The sequence below is a fragment of the Paenibacillus xerothermodurans genome (genome assembly GCF_002220865.2).
GTDB classification, from domain to species: Bacteria; Bacillota; Bacilli; order Paenibacillales; family NBRC-103111; genus Paenibacillus_S; species Paenibacillus_S xerothermodurans.
The window spans coordinates 568,103-586,323 of the sequence record NZ_NHRJ02000001.1; the positions used below are offsets into that span (position 1 = coordinate 568,103).

18 protein-coding genes and 1 other RNA gene are annotated in these 18,221 nt (G+C 51.9%); 1 reads left to right on the forward strand and 18 read right to left on the reverse strand.

Annotation, left to right across the window (positions count from 1 at the left end; translation table 11 throughout):
- Window positions 1–39 precede the first annotated feature (39 nt).
- From thiI to CBW46_RS02645, 7 genes are all read right to left on the reverse strand, one after another.
- A complete protein-coding gene (gene thiI / locus CBW46_RS02615; protein ID WP_207802222.1) occupies window positions 40–1,242 on the reverse strand; it encodes a tRNA uracil 4-sulfurtransferase ThiI in 1,203 nt (400 codons plus the stop codon).
- A 26-nt stretch (window positions 1,243–1,268) separates the two neighbouring features.
- Window positions 1,269–2,438, reverse strand: a complete 1,170-nt coding sequence (locus CBW46_RS02620; protein WP_089198448.1) for a cysteine desulfurase family protein — start codon at window positions 2,436–2,438, stop codon at window positions 1,269–1,271.
- A gap of 81 nt (window positions 2,439–2,519) precedes the next feature.
- Window positions 2,520–3,227 carry a lytic transglycosylase domain-containing protein gene (locus tag CBW46_RS02625; protein WP_089198449.1) on the reverse strand — a complete coding sequence of 236 codons (708 nt, stop codon included), beginning with the start codon at window positions 3,225–3,227 and terminating at the stop codon, window positions 2,520–2,522.
- Window positions 3,228–3,421: 194 nt separating this feature from the next.
- Window positions 3,422–3,829, reverse strand: a complete 408-nt coding sequence (locus tag CBW46_RS02630) for a DUF308 domain-containing protein (RefSeq protein ID WP_089198450.1) — start codon at window positions 3,827–3,829, stop codon at window positions 3,422–3,424.
- Window positions 3,830–3,854: 25 nt separating this feature from the next.
- Window positions 3,855–4,064, reverse strand: a complete 210-nt coding sequence (locus CBW46_RS02635) for a DUF1540 domain-containing protein (protein WP_089198451.1) — start codon at window positions 4,062–4,064, stop codon at window positions 3,855–3,857.
- Window positions 4,065–4,110: 46 nt separating this feature from the next.
- A complete protein-coding gene (locus CBW46_RS02640) occupies window positions 4,111–5,247 on the reverse strand; it encodes a glycoside hydrolase family 15 protein (protein ID WP_089198452.1) in 1,137 nt (378 codons plus the stop codon).
- 83 nt (window positions 5,248–5,330) lie between these two features.
- Entirely contained in the window at window positions 5,331–5,831 is a 501-nt protein-coding gene (locus CBW46_RS02645; RefSeq protein WP_089198453.1) for a YpuI family protein, read from the reverse strand.
- Window positions 5,832–6,022: 191 nt separating this feature from the next.
- Between CBW46_RS02645 and CBW46_RS02650 the strand changes: the two genes are divergently transcribed.
- Window positions 6,023–7,915 (forward strand): S8 family peptidase, encoded by a 1,893-nt coding sequence (locus CBW46_RS02650; protein ID WP_089198454.1) that lies wholly within the window; start codon window positions 6,023–6,025, stop codon window positions 7,913–7,915.
- 195 nt (window positions 7,916–8,110) lie between these two features.
- Here CBW46_RS02650 and rnpB read toward each other — a convergent pair.
- The 11 genes from rnpB to CBW46_RS02710 form a co-directional block, all read right to left on the reverse strand.
- Window positions 8,111–8,521, reverse strand: an RNA gene (gene rnpB / locus CBW46_RS02655) — RNase P RNA component class A.
- 176 nt (window positions 8,522–8,697) lie between these two features.
- Window positions 8,698–9,813: a Nif3-like dinuclear metal center hexameric protein gene (locus CBW46_RS02660; protein WP_089198455.1), complete on the reverse strand. Its 1,116-nt coding sequence runs from the start codon at window positions 9,811–9,813 to the stop codon at window positions 8,698–8,700.
- Complete coding sequence (locus CBW46_RS02665; RefSeq protein WP_089198669.1) at window positions 9,780–10,550, reverse strand: tRNA (adenine(22)-N(1))-methyltransferase; 771 nt, start codon at window positions 10,548–10,550, stop codon at window positions 9,780–9,782. Before CBW46_RS02665 ends, CBW46_RS02660 begins: the two co-directional genes overlap by 34 nt.
- Window positions 10,551–11,194: 644 nt before the next feature.
- Window positions 11,195–12,316, reverse strand: coding sequence for an RNA polymerase sigma factor RpoD (rpoD, locus tag CBW46_RS02675; RefSeq protein ID WP_089198456.1), 1,122 nt, complete (start codon window positions 12,314–12,316; stop codon window positions 11,195–11,197).
- 46 nt (window positions 12,317–12,362) lie between these two features.
- Window positions 12,363–14,195 (reverse strand): DNA primase, encoded by a 1,833-nt coding sequence (gene dnaG / locus CBW46_RS02680; protein ID WP_089198457.1) that lies wholly within the window; start codon window positions 14,193–14,195, stop codon window positions 12,363–12,365.
- Between the two features lie 40 nt (window positions 14,196–14,235).
- Window positions 14,236–14,697 (reverse strand): YaiI/YqxD family protein, encoded by a 462-nt coding sequence (locus tag CBW46_RS02685; RefSeq protein WP_089198458.1) that lies wholly within the window; start codon window positions 14,695–14,697, stop codon window positions 14,236–14,238.
- A gap of 91 nt (window positions 14,698–14,788) precedes the next feature.
- Window positions 14,789–15,601 carry a pyruvate, water dikinase regulatory protein gene (locus tag CBW46_RS02690; protein WP_089198459.1) on the reverse strand — a complete coding sequence of 271 codons (813 nt, stop codon included), beginning with the start codon at window positions 15,599–15,601 and terminating at the stop codon, window positions 14,789–14,791.
- A 248-nt stretch (window positions 15,602–15,849) separates the two neighbouring features.
- A complete protein-coding gene (recO, locus tag CBW46_RS02695) occupies window positions 15,850–16,596 on the reverse strand; it encodes a DNA repair protein RecO (protein ID WP_089198460.1) in 747 nt (248 codons plus the stop codon).
- Window positions 16,597–16,625: 29 nt separating this feature from the next.
- Window positions 16,626–16,763, reverse strand: coding sequence for a YqzL family protein (locus CBW46_RS02700; RefSeq protein ID WP_089198461.1), 138 nt, complete (start codon window positions 16,761–16,763; stop codon window positions 16,626–16,628).
- A gap of 117 nt (window positions 16,764–16,880) precedes the next feature.
- On the reverse strand, window positions 16,881–17,792 hold the full coding sequence (era, locus tag CBW46_RS02705) for a GTPase Era (protein WP_089198462.1): 912 nt from the start codon (window positions 17,790–17,792) through the stop codon (window positions 16,881–16,883).
- Window position 17,793: 1 nt separating this feature from the next.
- Entirely contained in the window at window positions 17,794–18,207 is a 414-nt protein-coding gene (locus CBW46_RS02710) for a cytidine deaminase (protein ID WP_089198463.1), read from the reverse strand.
- Window positions 18,208–18,221 lie beyond the last annotated feature (14 nt).

An 18,221-nucleotide genomic window follows, 5' to 3' on the forward strand; every position in this document is an offset into this window, starting at 1 on the left:
GCTGCAGTGAGATGCTGGAGAAAACGCTCGTCCTGCTGATTAAAAAAAGTTTGTGAATAGCTGCTCCCCTTCCGCCTTTATCCATAAGCTCTCGGTTTGCCTCACTGCCTCATTCAATTCTTCGTCGAGCCAATCCATGCTGCGCTCTATTTTTTCGACTACACGCAGATTTGGATTCGTGCTCGGTGACGGCGGTAAAAATAAAGTGCAGCAATCCTCGTGAGGCAAAATGGAGATCTTAAACGTGTCGATCGACTCGGCAATCCGAATGATCTGCTGCTTCTCCATACAGATTAGCGGCTGAAGCACCGGCAACTCGACGGCTCGTCCGATTACGTTCATGCTGCTCAAGGTCTGGCTGGCCACCTGGCCCAGACTTTCACCTGTCACAATCGCGGAAGCGTTATGTGCCTCCGCCAGCTTCTCCGTGATGCGAAACATGGCGCGCCGCAGCAGCGTGATCAGCAGATTATCTCGGTAGGCCTGATGAATTTTGGTCTGCACGCCCGTGAAAGGGACCATGTGGAGCTTGATATCGCCTGCATACGGCGTGAGCTTGGCCAACAGGTCCTTCACTTTCTGTTGGGATCGTTCACTGGTATAGGGATAGCTGTGAAAATGTACCGCCTCGAGCTGCACGCCCTGCCTCATCGCCAAAAATCCCGCTACCGGACTATCAATGCCTCCTGACAGCATTAGCATGGCTTTGCCGTTCGAGCCAAGCGGGAATCCGCCGGCTCCCTCGACGACCTGCGAAAAAATCAAAGCCCTTTCCTCTCGCAACTCGATTTTAACCTCGATGTCCGGACGGCTCACATCCACTTTAAGCCCCGGGATGGCCCGCAGCACATGGCCGCCAACTAGTTGGTTCATCTCTTGAGAATCATGCGGAAAGCTCTTGTTCACCCGGCGAACAGACACTTTGAAGGTATGCGGGGCGGTCTGCGCTGACTGCACAGCCTGCACCGCTGCGGTGCGGATGGAGTCGACATCCAATGGCGCGGTGTATGCCGGACTAAACGAGCTTAGTCCGAGCACCTTCTTAAGCCTGTCTGCGATTGCGGCATACGGCTCCCCATTTAAACGGAGGTAAACCCTTCCGTATTCCTTCGAAAGGCTGACAGTGGGGAACGGTTGCATCACTCTGACCACCTGGTCGAAAATCGTTTTCTCAAACCGGTGGCGGTTTTTTCCTTTCAACGTCAGTTCACCGAAGCGGAGAACGATCACATCTGGTTTCATTATATTCGGGCTCATCGCGTTTTATCCTACCTCCGTCTTATATGATCAATGATTGAGGGCTTCAGCTCGTCCACTATCCGCTTCAGCGTCCTGCTGAACAACTCCGCCTCTTGCGTGGTCTGTTCCAGCGAAAAGCTTATGCGTATCCCGCTGACGGCTCGAGCATCGTCATACCCCATAGCTTTGAGCACCCTGCTTGGGTCGACGGCTTTCGAAGAGCACGCCGATCGCACCGATACATATATGTCTCGTTGTTCCAAAGCATGTACCAGCACCTCCGACTTCATGCCCGGAAACGAAAAATGTACAATGTGCGGCGCCATGTCGGCAGCGTTTATCGAACCGCTTAGAGTCAGCTCCGGAATCGCTTGAATCCCTTGGACAAACTGTTCACGCAATCGGCTCGTATGCCCATAAAATTGCGGTTGGCGATCCATTGCCATACGCACCGCTTTCGCCATCCCCACGATTGCGGGCACATTCTCCGTACCGGAACGTACGCCGTACTCCTGGCCCCCGCCCCACATCAAGGGCGTGAGCTCCAATCCGCGGCGGCGATACAGAAACCCCACGCCTCTCGGCCCGCGGAGCTTGTGGGCTGAGCCGGTCAACAGGTCGATCCTCCACGGCGCAAGTGACAGCGGCAGCTTGCCGACAGCTTGGACGGCATCCACATGAAATATCGCTTTTGAGTCTTTCCGCCTTAACAGCTCGCCGATACGCTCAATGGGCTGTATGCGCCCCATCTCATTATTGACTGCCATAACACTGAGAAGGATGGTATTCTTGTCCAGGGCTTGTTCCAGTGCGTCCAGTTCTACCTGACCAGATGAGTCGACCGGCAAGTAGGTTACCCGATAGCCTTGCCGTTCAAGCGCACCAAACGTCTCATATACCGATGCATGTTCAATCTCGGTGGTTATGACGTGGTTGCCCCGGTGACGGAATTGCCGAGCAGCTCCCAGGATGGCGGCGTTGTTGCTCTCCGTACCACCGGAAGTGAAAATGATTTCTTCCGACTGGCAGCCCAAGCTGCCCGCGATAACGGCTCGCGCTTGTCCAACCAGCCGCTCGGCGTCCACGCCCAGCCGATGCAGAGATGAGGGATTACCGAAATGCCTCTTCATGACTTCCGCCATAGTATCCACCACCTCATCGTAAGGAGGTGCCGTTGATGCGTAGTCCAAATACAACATGGTTTCAGCTCCTTCAAAAAAAATAAGACCTGCACAGCTCCTGATTGCAAGCTGATGCCAGATCTCGGGTTTTCTATGTGATCATGCTTCATATTCACGTTGCAGCCTTGTTACCTTCGTGACATAGTTCTGTGTTTGCCTCGGCAGTAGGTGCATGTTGGCCGCCAGGTCGCTATCATTAGCTATGCCTAGCCGATGCAATCGGCCGGGACCAGCATTATAAGCAGCCAATGCCGTGGCCTGATTACCGTTATACTTGCTGAGCAGATCGGATAGATACCGGGTACCGCCTTCAATGTTCTGCACAGGATCGAACGGATTAGTCACGCCCAAGCTGCGGCTGGTTTGGTCCATGAGCTGCATCAGCCCCTTCGCTCCTGCACTGGAAACCGCGTTGGTGTTGAATGAGGACTCGGCGTCGATGACCGCCTGCACTAGGCTGGGCTTAACAGCGTGCCGGTTGCTGGCGTCCAAGATGACCGGGTCCAGCTCGACGGCCTTACCGGTGAGGCTGCGCGGAGCAGCGCCGGCGGGCGGCGGGTTTGTGTTCGCGAAAGTCAAACCGGGATGTGCGGTTGCCGGTTTTAGTGGAGGTACCGCGTTCGTCGGCGCCGCGTCGGCACCCAACGTCCCGGCTTCCACACTTTGCGCCAATATAGTATTTAATAAGTCCGAAAAATCAGAATCAGCCTGGGCTGCACTGGCAGCGCCGCCGGCGATCTGATCCATCTGACTTAGCATCTGCAAGTGCAGCAGTTCCTTGATTGTCCGTGGATCTATCTTGTTCAATCCAAACGCTCCCCATACACGTTATCCACATATTGTACACTGTTTTTTTTGTGTCTTCCAGCATTTTTTCTGCTCATAACAAAAAAACAGACCCGCGCGGGTCCGTCCGAGCTGTGAGAAACGCCAAAGTGACACCAAGAAAGAGGCAGTCTTCTCACAAGTTCGACAACCTCGCGGGTCTGCGCTGCGTGTGATCAGGCATATAACGGGACTAGCAAGAAATACCCTCCGATAGAGATAAGACTGAGAATAACAGACCACGCGCCAAGAGCTCTATTCCCTTGGAAATAACTGATGATGCCGAGTACCAGCGCCACTGCCCCGAAAAGCATAGGAAAAACAAACAAAGATAATATGGCCAACACTAACGCGGTATATGCCAAACCTCTGCCTCGAGGCAGATCAGCGGCATTTGATTCCGCTTGTCGCGTGCGATTAGTAACGTCCCTCACATCCACCGGGGCATTGGCAGGAACAGTGGGCGTCACCTCCGCAGCATATTCTTCCTGGTGATTACGGCCGGTTTCTGGGTGCTGCTCCAGTGAAAGTCGGCCGGTCTGGCCGGGTGCGGTTCCTTGCGGCCGCTGCTCCTGATCGCTCATGGGCGAGCCTCCTTACTTATCCGGATCACGATTTTCTTGGTGTAAATGTGTGGCAGCAGGTATTGCTGGAGCTGGTGGCTGCGTCCTTATGGCCGTGCATGTCCTCTACGGCGAACTCGGTGTCATAATTCGCTCTGGCATGCTGATCCACATCGATAATAATCGCCGTCGCGGCACAGTTGTTGCCTTCTGCCCAGTACTGGCAATTGGCGACACTGCATTTCACCTCTGTCATCCTCATCACCCCTGTATCAATTTGCCCGGTGAAGCGGCCTCCTATGCTAGCCGTGCAGCTGGGAATTCAGCACCAGAAACATAGCATGAGACCACAGCAAAGGCGTTGCCGGAGGCCCCCAATTTTGTAACCAACGTTCATAGAGCTGAGAATCCATCTGCGTGTGAGGGACTTGTTCCGGAAGCCTCCCTAACGAATCGGCCTGCTCCATCACCCATGCCAGCGCTAGCCTTGCCTCGTCCATGGCACCTGTGCGCAGTGATGTCCAGCCGTACCACGCGGCCAGCAGCGTCCATTCGCCGCCGCCGTAATATTCGTCTGACAAATAGCGCCGTAACCCGCCATCGGACGACTTCAAGTCCTGCTGTATCCGCGCGATCGTGGCCGCCATTGCGGGATGATCGGCAGACAGCAGATTGAACGGCTCACACAGCCACAGCAGGCTGCCGTCGACGCCGTCGAAAGCGATTTCGTATCGCTCGTCGTTGGACGTTGGGCGAATACTTTTCACTATATGTCCGCCAGTCGGATGTACCGCATAATCCAAAATAAATTCGCGGATCGCTGAGCAGATTTCACCCAGCCGCCCATCAGCTATCAGCGGCTGTATCGATGACAGGCCGCCATAAATGGATGCCAGCGTTGAAGGATGCACCTGTTCGCCGCGCTCTTCCCAGCAATCAAAGTTCGGTCTTTGCCAAAATGCGCAGAGGTAACGAACGATCAAGTCAACACTCTCCCGGTATAAGTCGGGCAAAGCAGTCATACGCAAGGTGCGGCAATGCTCGGCCACGGCCCACAGCCAGACGCCATAGCCGTCCAGCTGAAACTGCCCCCATGCGGAATCCGCATCGTCCCGGCCGTCCAGCTGGTAACGCGTGTGTAAAAACTCATGCTGCTCAATCCATTCCCCTCGCTCGTGTTTGTCTAGAAGCTTATTCACACGCTCACGCTGCCTGAGCAGCAGCCCGTTGACCCACCGATGAAACTTGTCCGCGCTATCGGTCTCACCGGTAATATCCATCGAGTAAGCGATAAAGCTGCCGTCACGCAGCCAACTGTATGCGTAATGACTGAACAGCGGACAAGCCGCATAGCCGCCGCTCGGATGCTGGTTCATCTTAATCAGCGACTTACTGACGGCTACCAGTTGAGCCCTAGCAAATGCATCATTAGTCATCATGATCTCCCTCCTTAGACAAAAAGAGATGCCGAGGCACCTCTTGTTCACGATTGTACGATTTAATTTGTATCAGTCCGATTTAACTACACTCGTTCTCCTTGCATCCTTTTTTGAGTGATATAGTCGGTTTCATAGTATGTAAGATCCTCGCGTATTGTCTCGAAGATTTTTGATAGCTGAATTGTCAAATCACGCACTTCACGGGTGGGCTTTTTGCGGAAACGAATCGCATCTTGCCCGGTGTAGGCGTATCGGCCGTCTTCGGAATAGCACTCGTTTTTCGGGTAGAAGAAGCTGTTAACGCTCGTGTGATACACCTCATACAACACCTTTTCCGCATAATCGACATTGAATGTCGGCCGACGCAAGCAGATTCCCAGTTTTTCGTAAGCAACTTCGCTGAACACGAGCAGGTGTCGGGTGTCTGCTAAAAATCCTTTGTAGAACTCTTCCGTTTCAGGATTGGCATCGGGATTTAACTGCTGAAGGGAATGAGAATTCAAAAAAGCTTCCATTTTCTCGATTGCTTCACGTAACTTAGTTTTAGTCGATTCACAAACATCTTTCACATTCGCTACAGTCATCGTCTAGACCTCCTATAATCAGAAACCACGCATTGTGTAGTAATTTCTATTATTTATCCTACCACAAAATGTGGTGAAAAGTCATACGAATATTCGCGCAGAGCATCCGCGCAGGAGATGTTTACCGGTAGTAAGAAAAATCTAGATGGGGACGCTAATTGTATTAATTTTAATCAAAAGGAGTTAGTGCGATGTGGAAGTACGCTTTGTCGTTTATCCTGGTGCTCGGACTGGGAGCGGTTATCTTCACAGGTGATGGCGACAACGACCCGCAGCCCGCGCCTCTGTCGCCCGACGCTGAAATGCAAATGAAGCATGCAACAATGCAGCAGGACATGCGCGTGACGGGCGAACTGTGTCGGCAGCAGTGCAGTCTCGAGCTTCAAAGAGTGCTTCGCGAACAAGGTCAAGCGTCCTCCGACGGCAAGTTGAAAGGTTTAAAAATGCTCCAGGTCTCGCATCCTCACATGGAGCAGCTGATCTGGTCGTCCGCGGGTGAGGCACTGGATCGCGGTATCAACGTCGGCGAGCTGGACGAATCTACGCGTAAGCTGGCGATGCCTGAACTGCAAAAAGCAAAACAAGCCGCAGACCAAGGACAGGTATACCAGTCGGCCCCGCTCCAAAGTAACGGCACGACCTACTTCGTCGTAGGGGTGCCCTCAGAGAACCGGGATGCCGCTATGCTCGGAGTGGTGAAACAAAGTATAGTCGACAGCGTGAAGGATCAGGAACTGCGACACTTGCGCTTAGTGACTTTTCCTGAGGACGATCGTTACAAAATCGAAGCCGTGGACTCGGCAACGCTGCAGGAGCGCCATGTGCGGCACCCGGAGCATAATCAGGGAGCAAGCCATTACCATGTGAATCAGGTGGTCGTGCGCTTCCAGAACGATCCGAGCAGTGCGGATTTGAGCAGAATACAATCAGACATCGGATCTACTCATCCTTATCAAAAGCTGGGATATACGTATGTGTTTGAATCCGACCGAATGGCAGCCGGTGATCTGATGAATTATTTTCAAAGGTGGAACGCTGTTTACACCGAGCCGCATTATCTGTACTTGCCGAATGATACCACTGAGGACGCCGGCTCGGACGATATTCATGTGGCTGATCCCGCAAGATCTCTCATCACTCCCAACGATGCGCTGTATAGACGGTATCAGTGGAATCTCCCTTTGATCGACACGGAACGCGGCTGGGGAGTGAGTAGAGGCTCACGTAACGTCACCGTTGCCGTAGTTGACACCGGTATAGATTTAAACCATTCGGATTTGACACCTCAGCTGGTTAGCGGAATGAACGTGGTCAACACGAGTACCCCCCCTTATGATGACGTAGGGCACGGCACCCATGTCGCGGGAGTGATCGGCGCCTTGGTGAACAATAATCTCGGCGTGGCCGGAATGAGCTGGTACAACAACATCATGCCGGTGAAGGTGTTGGCGGCGAACGGGGCCGGCACCACATATGCGGTGGCACAAGGCATCATATGGGCAACCGACCATGGTGCGGACGTGATCAACCTTAGTCTCGGCAACTACGCTGAATCGAACTTCCTGCACGACGCCATCCGCTATGCATATGATCATGATGTAGTGCTTGTTGCAGCCAGCGGCAACGATAATACCGATCGTCCCGGCTATCCGGCCGCGTATCCTGAGGTGCTCGCGGTCGCAGCCACTGACGCACAGAGGAATAAGGCGTCCTTCTCGAACTATGGAGACTATATTGACGTGGCAGCGCCGGGCGTCACCATCGCCAGCACATATCCCAACAATCAATATGCAGCTCTGTCCGGCACGTCCATGGCGAGTCCCCACGTAGCGGCGCTCGCGGGACTCATCCGCTCCGTGAACCCTTCGCTCAGCAATGAGGAGGTGATGGACATCATGCGCAACACGGCGCAAGATGTCGGTCTGCAGGGTAGAGACCACTATTTCGGTTATGGCTTGGTCGATGTGGAGGCTGCGCTCAGAAGCGCGGCAGGAACCGACCCGGTCACGCCTAGAGAGCAGCCGGAGGATTACACTTGGCTGCAGCGGCTGTGGGATCTGCTTCAAGGCAGATTTGCCCAATAGAGCATCAACTTATACTCAGTTGCCGATGAAGCCGGCAATTGTCGCAGATAACAAAAGAGCCTCAAGACATCACGGCGTCTTGAGGCTGTTTTAATGCGCTCGGCATCACGTCTTAAGCCCACTGCAAGGCTTGATTGCAGCGGCGCGTGCCGAAAAAGCAAAAAAACCGCCATAATGGCGGTTTTTCATCGGTTATCGGAAAGCTTGCTCATAAGCCGGGTTCTGTACTTCCAGTGGTCATAACGGGCACCACCCTCCCACCATTGAAGCGACAATCATCTATCTAGGCCAAACATTGCTGCTTGGCTCCAGCGACCAACCCGAACGCGTCCCGGGCCGAGACTGTCTCCGAGGAGACGTGCGTTCCATTAGGCCTTGCACCAGATGGGGTTTACCAGGAAATATGTCACCATATCTCCTCGTGGTCTCTTACACCACGGTTCCACCCTTGCCTGTGCGCGAGAAGCGAATCTCACGCCATCGGCGGTCCATTTCTGTGGCACTAGCCTTCAGCTCGCGCTGACTGGACGTTATCCAGCATCATTGCCCTGTGGAGCCCGGACTTTCCTCTCGTGATTTCTCACCAGCGATTGTCTGTCAAGCTTTCCTTGTCTAAGCTACAGTATACAAGTTTTACGCATAAAACACAAGGTGTTTATACTGCCATTTCTGCCAATGTACATGCAGGCGGCAACGGATCTCGCGCACCGCTATTGTACGTACGGGTATGGGGCCATTGACAGGGCTTAATCCCATACTTACATTATACACGCCCACACTGGCTACATAAAGCGAAACGGTTCGGTAGTTATTTCCGAAGCCAGCACTTTCGTATCCGACTTCTTCTCAGTGAGCCTCCGCTGCAAGTAGTCTGCTACGCCCTGCTTCATTATCTTCTCTACATTATGCCCCGGGTCGATAAGAGCAACACCGGCTGCCTGAGCATCTAGTGCCGTGTGATAGTCGATGTCTCCTGTGATGAGCACGTCGGCACCCGCGAACATAGCATGACGCAAATAACGGCTGCCGGAACCGCCAAGCACCGCTACCTTATGCACCACGCGCGTAGCGTCTCCGACGACTCTCAACGAAGGCACATCGTAGGCTATTTTTACCTGTTCCGCCAACTGATCCAGTGTGATCGGCTCTGGCAGCCTGCCAACGCGGCCTAAACCGAACGTCCTGCCCTTCAAGTCGAGCTGATATAGATCATACGCTACTTCTTCGTACGGGTGCGCCTTGAGCATCGCTTGAATGACTTTACGCTCCACGCTTTGGGGCACGATCGTTTCAAAGCGCACCTCGGCAACCTGTTCCAACCGGCCTGGTGCACCGATGAACGGATTGCTGCCCTCCTCCGGCTTGAACGTTCCCGTTCCATCAATATTGAAGCTGCAGTGGCTGTATTGAGCGATGTGTCCCGCTCCCGCTTGAAACACGGCGTCTCGTACCCGTTCCAAGTGCTGCTGTGGCACAAATACGACCAGCTTTTTCAACTTGTCCGTATGGCCTTCCTCCAGTGGTCCGGTGACCGTTATACCCAGTGCTGCAGCCATCATATCGTTCACGCCGCCATCCGCAACATCCAGATTGGTGTGAGCTATGTAGACAGCTATGCCGTTCTTAATCAGTTTCTCATACAGCCGGCCTGCCGGTGTGTCTGTTTGCAGGTGGGTGAGCGGACGGAAAATAATCGCATGATGCGCAATAATCAGATTTGTGCCGGCTCGGATTGCTTCATCCACCACTTCCTCCGTTACATCGAGGGCGACCAGCACGGCGCTGATTTCTTTCCCGAGAGAACCGAGCTGCAGTCCGATCTTGTCATCTGGCACAGCGTAATGCTTCGGTGCCAGCTCTTCCATCAGTTGGATGATGCTTTGTCCTTTTGCAAACAAGCCATTACCTCCCTGATTGTCCTAATCTCGCGCTCTAGCTCTTGTTCCTTTCGCCTGGATTCCTCAGCTTGCGACAAGCTTAAGCGAGCGCGTATCTTTTCAAGTTTGTCCAGCTCGTGCTGCCACTTCATAAACCATACGTCAGATGGCTCTTGCAGCAGGTGTGGCCCAAACTTCAGCAATTCCTCGCGGTCCACGGTCACAGTGTCCGACAGCACTCGCGCTGCGTACAACTGATCGTTCGTGATGTCAGCCCTATCCGGAGGCGCGGCACACAAAATTTCATAAATTTTGCTGTCCTCCTCTAGAATACGTTCATCCACCAGCACCCAGCCGTGAGCCAGCAGCCAAGACCGAACGTTATATTCTCCCACATTTGGCTGAAGTACCAACCGTGTGACTCCCGCGAGTTTATCTGTGCCTGCCTCTAATATCGACGTGATCAGCGCACCGCCCATTCCCGCAATGGTGATCACGTCCACTTCATGCGGGCTGATGACGGCTAAGCCGTCCCCGAGCCGCACGTCTATCGGCGAGCCCAGCTGCGCGTCTTTCACTTGCTTGGCGGCCGCCTCATACGGCCCGGCATTAACTTCCCCGGCCACTGCCTTCGTGATACGGCCCTGTCGGGCGAGATACGTGGGCAGCAGCGCGTGGTCTGATCCAATGTCTGCCAGCTTACTTCCTGGCGGAACCATTTCCGCTATCATTTCCAATCGTCGTGACAATCGTAACATTAGGCCGCCACACACTCCATTTTTTTTCTGTAAAAATAATACGCCAGCTATAATCAACATTTTAACAAGCAGCATCATCTGTACCAAGTGCAGGCCACACTGCTCGGCATACAGCATACCATATAATTACGGCACCAACCAAACGATACAGCTTAAGATCTGTGCTCTAACGGGTTCTCGCGTCCGCTGCAAGCGGCCGGCAGTAAAAAGCAAATAAGAAAACAGCCGACATACCCATTTGCATTGGTAAATCAAAAGCGGTAAAATTAAGAACAGCAAAAGAGATTAGTGCGATTGTAGCGAAAATAATCATCCATATCTTCCAATTACTGCCGCTTATCGCGCGCGGTGATACGCCAAGCCACCCCCTTGGTGCCTGCGGCTGAGCAACATATTCCATATAAATATTGAATAAAAATCGCAGTGATGCTCGGTCACCGACCTGCTAGTGCGCCAATGTTCAATTTCCTTAATAATTATTTTTCGATTCTCATCCATTGCGGCTGCGCCACCTCTTTGACCATGGATTCGAAACAGCTAGCGCCGGTTTCGCCGCACCGTGATTCCATCTTCTTTTATCGGCCGTATATGTGTAAAAAATTTAGACCCCGCCGCGAAGTGCAGCAGGGCCAATGGACGGAATTCTATTCTAGAAAATCTTTCAACCGCTTACTGCGGCTTGGATGTCTCAGCTTGCGAAGAGCTTTGGCTTCGATTTGACGAATCCGTTCACGCGTAACGCCGAACACTTTTCCTACTTCCTCTAGCGTACGGGTACGCCCGTCGTCCAATCCGAAGCGCAGACGCAGCACGTTCTCCTCACGCTCTGTGAGTGTATCGAGCACGTCCTCCAATTGTTCCTTTAAGAGCTCATACGCAGCAGCATCCGCGGGAGCAAGAGCTTCTTGATCTTCTATAAAATCGCCCAAGTGCGAATCATCTTCCTCACCGATCGGCGTCTCCAATGAAACAGGCTCCTGCGCAATTTTCATAATTTCACGCACTTTATCAGTGCTTAAATCCATTTCTTTCGCGATCTCTTCCGGTGTTGGCTCGCGCCCCAGCTCCTGCAGCAGCTGCCGGGACACACGGATCAACTTGTTGATCGTCTCCACCATATGTACCGGTATGCGAATGGTTCTGGCTTGGTCCGCTATCGCACGGGTGATGGCCTGGCGAATCCACCAAGTGGCGTACGTACTGAATTTGTAGCCTTTGGTGTGGTCGAATTTTTCAACCGCTTTAATCAGTCCCATATTTCCCTCTTGGATTAAATCCAAAAATAGCATTCCGCGTCCGACATAACGTTTGGCGATGCTCACAACCAGACGAAGATTCGCTTCCGCCAAACGGCGCTTGGCCTCTTCGTCGCCGAGTTCGATTCTTTTGGCCAAATCAACTTCATCCTCAGCTGAGAGCAGAGGGACCCGGCCTATTTCCTTCAAATACATGCGCACCGGATCATTAATTTTGATGCCCGGCGGAAGCGAAATATCATCTTCGAAATGAAATTCATCATTTTCGCGGCCTGCGGGATTCATTTCATCGTTATCTTCATCCGACTCGTTGCCTACATCAATTCCAAGCTCGGACAGATGCTCAAAAAACTCATCGATCTGGTCGGGATCCTGGTCAAAAGGAGCCAACTTCTCCATGATGTCTTTGTAGGTTAAAGCGGAACGCTTCTTTCCTTGCTCAATGAGCTGTTCCTTTACCTGTTCCAACGTCAACTCTGTCTCTATTTCCGTGTGTTGATCGTTCGCCATTTGCCAACTCCCTCCTCCCTAGCTGTCATCCTCTTCAACACGCGGTTCAAGAAGATTTTAACTGCTTTTCTAGGGAAATAATCTCACTGCCTATGTGTGCGGCCCGAATAATGTCCCCTGAACGTTCTGCTCGAATCATTTCTTCTCTTTTTTGCTGTATAAGCTGCTGCTGTGGATATTTCTTTATCTCTTTAATACAATCGTCCACAACTTGGTGATTCACCCCATGAGAATTTCCCATCATCGCAATTGAACTGGCCAAACGTTCCAACTGTTCTTCCTGAAGCATGGCGATGAAGCTGCTTGCGTTCGGCTCATATCCCTGAGCGAAGTACGCGTATAAATGAGCAGCCAGCGCCGCGTGCGCATCAACGTTGAACTGATCCCCCAAATGCTCCTCCACATACCGCGTCATCTCAGGATCATACATCATGATAGCTAACAGCTGTCGCTCCGCGTTGTGATAGGCTTTCAATAGGGAAGGAGTCCGTACCCGAGGTGTTGCATCATTCATAACATTATTCCACGCTTTTGCTTTATTATCCCCAAACCTATTGTTTTTTTCAGATTGGAGTCTGATTTCATTCAGGTTTTGCAGCGTGACTTCATAAGAATAATGAAATTCCTGAGCCAGTTCCTTTGCATAATGCTCTCTTTCCACCGGTGACGGTACGTCAGCGATCAGTTTCAGAGCGTTTTGAATGTAGCGGAGTTTATCCCCATCCTCTTGCAGTTTATAATTTTTGCGAATATAAAGAAGTTTATATTTGATCGATGGTACGGCGGTTTCAATCACTTCCCGTACAAATCGTTCAGAACCGTTATTAGTAATATAATCATCAGGATCTTGGGAATTCGGGATGATTGCGATCTTGACGACGCAGCCCGCCTGCTCGAGGATCGGGATGCTCTTGTATGCCGCTGTTTGCCCCGCCGAGTCACCGTCATAAACCACGATAACTTCATCGGCTTGCTTTCGGATCCCTTCCGCATGCTCTGCTGTGAGCGCTGTGCCCATGGTCGCGACTCCGTTAGTGATGCCGGCTGCCCAAGCCTTAATTACGTCCATATAACCTTCGAACAGCACCAATTGCCGTAACTTGCGGATCTGCGGCCGAGCAAGATGCATATTGTAGAGGCTCCTGCTTTTGTAAAAGAGCATCGTCTCCGGACTGTTCAAATATTTCGGTTGTTTGTCCCCCATCGCCCTGCCGCCAAACGCAATCAGCCTCCCCTTCCAGTCATGTATCGGGAAGATGATCCTTTCGCGAAATTTATCGAAGAAGCCTTGTCCGTCTTGGCGAACCGAAAGGAGACCGCCTTGTTCCATTAACGGTAAAGGAAATTGCCGCCTTTCATAGAGTTGGGTCAAAGTCTCCCATTGCGGCGGAGCGTAGCCGATACCAAACGTGTCGATGAGCTTGTCGCTCAGCCCCCGCGCTCGCAAATACTGCATCGCTTCTTTGCCTTGCTCGGTGTTCTTCAAAATGTATTGATACAGTTTCCCGGCGAGCTCATAAGCCTCGAACAGCTTCGCTTTCTCCGGATTATGCTGCGAGCCTGTATCCGCCGATGAATCAATGCGGATGTCTAAGCCGGCCTCCTGAGCCATGTGTCTAATCGCTTCCGGGTAGGAATAGCCTTCGATCGCCATTAAAAACTGAATGATGCCGCCGCCGGCGTTGCAACCGAAACAATGATAAATTTGTTTTTCAGGTGTGACCGTAAAGGACGGCGTTTTCTCCGAATGAAAAGGACACAGCCCTTTCATATAATGTCCCTGTTTGCTTAAATGGACATAGCGGCCAACCACATCCACTATATCATGATGCTTAAGGACCGCTCCGATGACTTCGTCGGGAATGCGTCCGTTACTCATCCTAACCACCTTCAATCAAATTAACACGTAATATTATTCGCTACCGCTCCAAATTATCCTGCAAGCGGCGTAAAACTTTTGTCAAAGATTGTAGAAATGCGAGACGATCTTCATCGGTGAAGGCGCGCGGCCCTTTGGTATGCTTGCCGGCGCGGCGCTGCCGTGCCTGATCATGCCGGCGCGCGAGCAAGAAATCGATCGTGCCGTCTGTGTATTGCTCTCCCCGATTGGATATGGCGATCGCACGCTTACCAAGTGCGAGGGCGGCCAGACCGAAGTCCTGTGTGATCAATACGTCCCCGGGCGCGATATGATTCACAATGTATAAATCTACCGATTGATCGGAGCTGTCGACTTGAATCATTTGCACGCGTTCCATTGGGGTCAAGCGATGATCGAAAGATGCCACCATAATTACATCGACATCAAATTGTCGGGCTGCCAGTGCGATTTCCTGCTTCACCGGGCAGGCGTCGGCATCCACGATAATTTTGTGCGGCATTCAGACCACCGTTCTCCTCCTGAAGTATCACCGTAATATTATATACGATGAACAAACAAAAAATCCTGCTGCACATGGTAAAAAAGCAGTTCTACTTTCCGCGGTACCAGTCTATGATCAGACTCGCCGTCTCCTCCACCGCCTTGTTCGAGACATCGATTACCGTGCAGCCAATGCGCTTCATGATGCGGTCTGCGTATTCGAGTTCCATATTAATCCGCTCGACATTAGCATACATGGCGGTTTCGGGCAACCCCAGCATCTTCAGCCGCTCGGATCGGATCATATTAAGCTTATCAGGCGTAATTCGCAAGCCGATGATTTTCTTGTTAGACACGCTGAATAATTGTTCGGGCGGCTGGATTTCCGGCACCAGCGGTACATTCGCGACCTTGAACTTTTTGTGAGCCAAATACATCGACAGTGGAGTCTTGGACGTTCTGGAGACGCCGACCAATACGATATCAGCTTGCAGCACCCCCGTGAAATCTCTGCCATCGTCATACTTCACGGCGAACTCAATCGCCTCGACCTTTTTGAAGTAATCCTCATCCAACGGATGGATCATGCCTGGTTGATGCCTCGACTGCTGCTGCAATCGTTGTTCAAGCGTCCCAAGAATCGGCCCCATTAGATCAATGTGTGTCAGCTGGTGCCGTACCGCTTGTTCAATCAAGTAGTCGCGCAGCTCCGGAATCACCAGTGTAAAAACAATGATGCCGTCGCGTTCCTTGGCAGTTCGGATTAATTTATCAATGCCCGCTCGATCTTCCAAGAAAGGGACGATGCGCAGCTCCACTTGCTGCGGGTAGAATTGTACCACGGCTGCTTTCACGACCGCCTCGCCTGTTTCACCCGCCGAATCGGAAGCAACGTAAACGACGGGATTACCCCGGACCTCCATAGACGCACCTGCTTTCACTGGTTGATATGTCTGCCGCCGGCTCGGCAGCGTCCGGAACACGCAGCGGCCACGCGTGAGCTTCAGTATAGATGTTAGACGTGTAAATCCTGCAGCCATCCTTCAAAAAAATATCCCGTCATTAAGCCTGATGCGAGACTTAAGACGAGAGATCGTCTTTTTTGTTAATATAATATATTATCAAAATCCAAGAATGATGTCAAAGTATGCTTTGAATATATGAAAATGAATCAAACGCCGTATTTATCCATTTGTTCGAGAAAGTTCCGGGATTTCATCGGGATACCCACGTGGGTGTCGAAATACGACCGCATAAGCTGTTTCAGCGCATCTTTCGTTTCAGCTTTAACGTTGATCTGTCCGAGTCTGCGAATGTCCATTCGGGCAAATAAACGAATCAAGTTCAGCATTCCGGGCGAGAGATCACTTGCGTCAGCATCCTTGCCCCGGCAGCGCCCGCACACCACACCGCCCATGCCTGAACTGAACGCGATGATCGCGCTGTCCGCACCGCAGGACACGCAATGCTGCAGCTCAGGCTGGTAGCCGGCCTGCATCCAAATTTTCATTTCGTATATATGAGTGACAATTTGCATGTCCTTGTCCTCAGCCAGAGCCTGCAAGGCAGCGGCCAGCTGCTCGTATAAAAAAGCGTGAGCCTCCTGATCTCCGAGCAAGCGGTCTGTCAGCTCCGCTATGTATGCGGCATAGGCCGATTTATGCAAATCCTCGCGTATACGGTAATTGGATTCTATGATTTCAGCATGATTAAGAGTGCCCAGCTGCCCTGATTTGAAAAACAAGTAGTCGCCGCAGGTGAATAACTGGGCAACCGAAGAGTAGCGGCTTTTCACTTTTTTGGCGCCTCTTACGATCACGGCAATCTTTCCGATCTCGCGGGTAAACAAGGTAATAATTTTATTGCCTTCCCCATAATCCATAGTACGGATTACGATTCCTTGTACTCGGTACTGCATGGTCGGTTCCCCCAAGCCTAATTGTAAGGCTATTGTACCACACTCTCGTCCTCGGAATCCTCTTCGTCCGCCGAATCCTCAACGTTGGGATCGGTTATCTGTTTATACAGCAGATAAGCATCTACGTCGCCGGTCATTGTAAAATACTGCCACGAAAAGTTTCTCATGTGTATCTGACCCCTCTCCAAACAGCGTGTGTGGACTGTTGATAGAATTAGGATGATACGAAACCGGGGGAAGTATGCTAAGCAATAAGTGGGACACATAATCCCGGCGATAAGGATTTACTCCTCACGGAAACCCAAGTCGCGCAGTACTCTTTCTTGATTACGCCAATCTTTTTTCACTTTCACCCACAGCTCCAGAAACGTCTTCGACCCGAGCAAGGTCTCTATATCACGGCGGGCTTGCTGACCGACTTCTTTTAACAAAGCGCCCTTCTTCCCGATGATAATTCCTTTCTGCGAATCCCGTTCCACGTAGATGATCGCTGAGATGTGAACGACGCCGTTATCCGCGACCTTCATGTCTTCTATAGCGACCGCGATGGAATGTGGAATCTCTTCCCGTGTCAGGTGCAGGATCTTCTCCCGTATCAGTTCGGCTATAACAAATTGCTCAGGATGGTCTGTCACTTGATCGGCAGGATAATATTGCGGACCTTCGGGCAAATACTTGACTACTTGCTCCAGCAGCGTATTCACGTTGTTTCCTTGCATCGCGGAAATAGGCACGATTTCGGCAAAATCATACAGATCCTTATAAGCGGTAATAACCTGCAAGATTTGTTCCGGCTGGACCTGATCGATCTTGTTCATGACGAGGATAACCGGCGTCTTTACTTTTTTCAAGTTTTCAATGATAAAGCGGTCTCCGCCGCCAAGCCCTTCCACCACGTCGATCAGAAAAAGAATCGCATCCACCTCACCCAAAGTGCCCTGGGCAACTTTCATCATGTAATCGCCCAGTTTGGACGTCGGCTTATGAATGCCTGGTGTGTCCAGGAATACGATCTGCGCGTCATCTGTGGTGTAGACCCCATGAATCTTGTTTCGTGTGGTCTGGGGTTTATCCGACATGATGGCTATTTTCTGGCCGACCACGTGGTTCATCAGCGTCGATTTCCCAACGTTCGGCCGGCCGATGATGGCTACAAAGCCTGATTTAAAAGATTTTTTATGCTCAGATCCTGTCATGTCAGCGTTGTCCTCCATTAAGCTCGTGGCTAGTAAATGCGCCCGGGAGCAGTGCGGCGACAGTGGTCTCGGTGATGGCACCCTGCATGTTTGCTAGATAGACAGGCATCTCCGGTGAGCACAGCTCGATCATCACCTGCCGGCATATGCCGCATGGAGTAATCGGCTGCTCGGTGTCGCCCACTACAGCCATGGCGGTAAAAGATTTGGGCGCCGCCCCGTCAGCGATAGCCCGGTGCATCGCAGTGCGCTCCGCACAGTGAGTGGGACCGTACGCTGCATTTTCAACATTGCAGCCGAGATACACGGTGCCGTCGGCTCCCAGCAGCGCACTGCCCACCTTGAACTTAGAGTAGGGAACGTATGCCCTCTCCCGTACGTCTTTGGCCAGAGCTACGAGTTTTAGTGTATCCATAAATGAATCCGCTC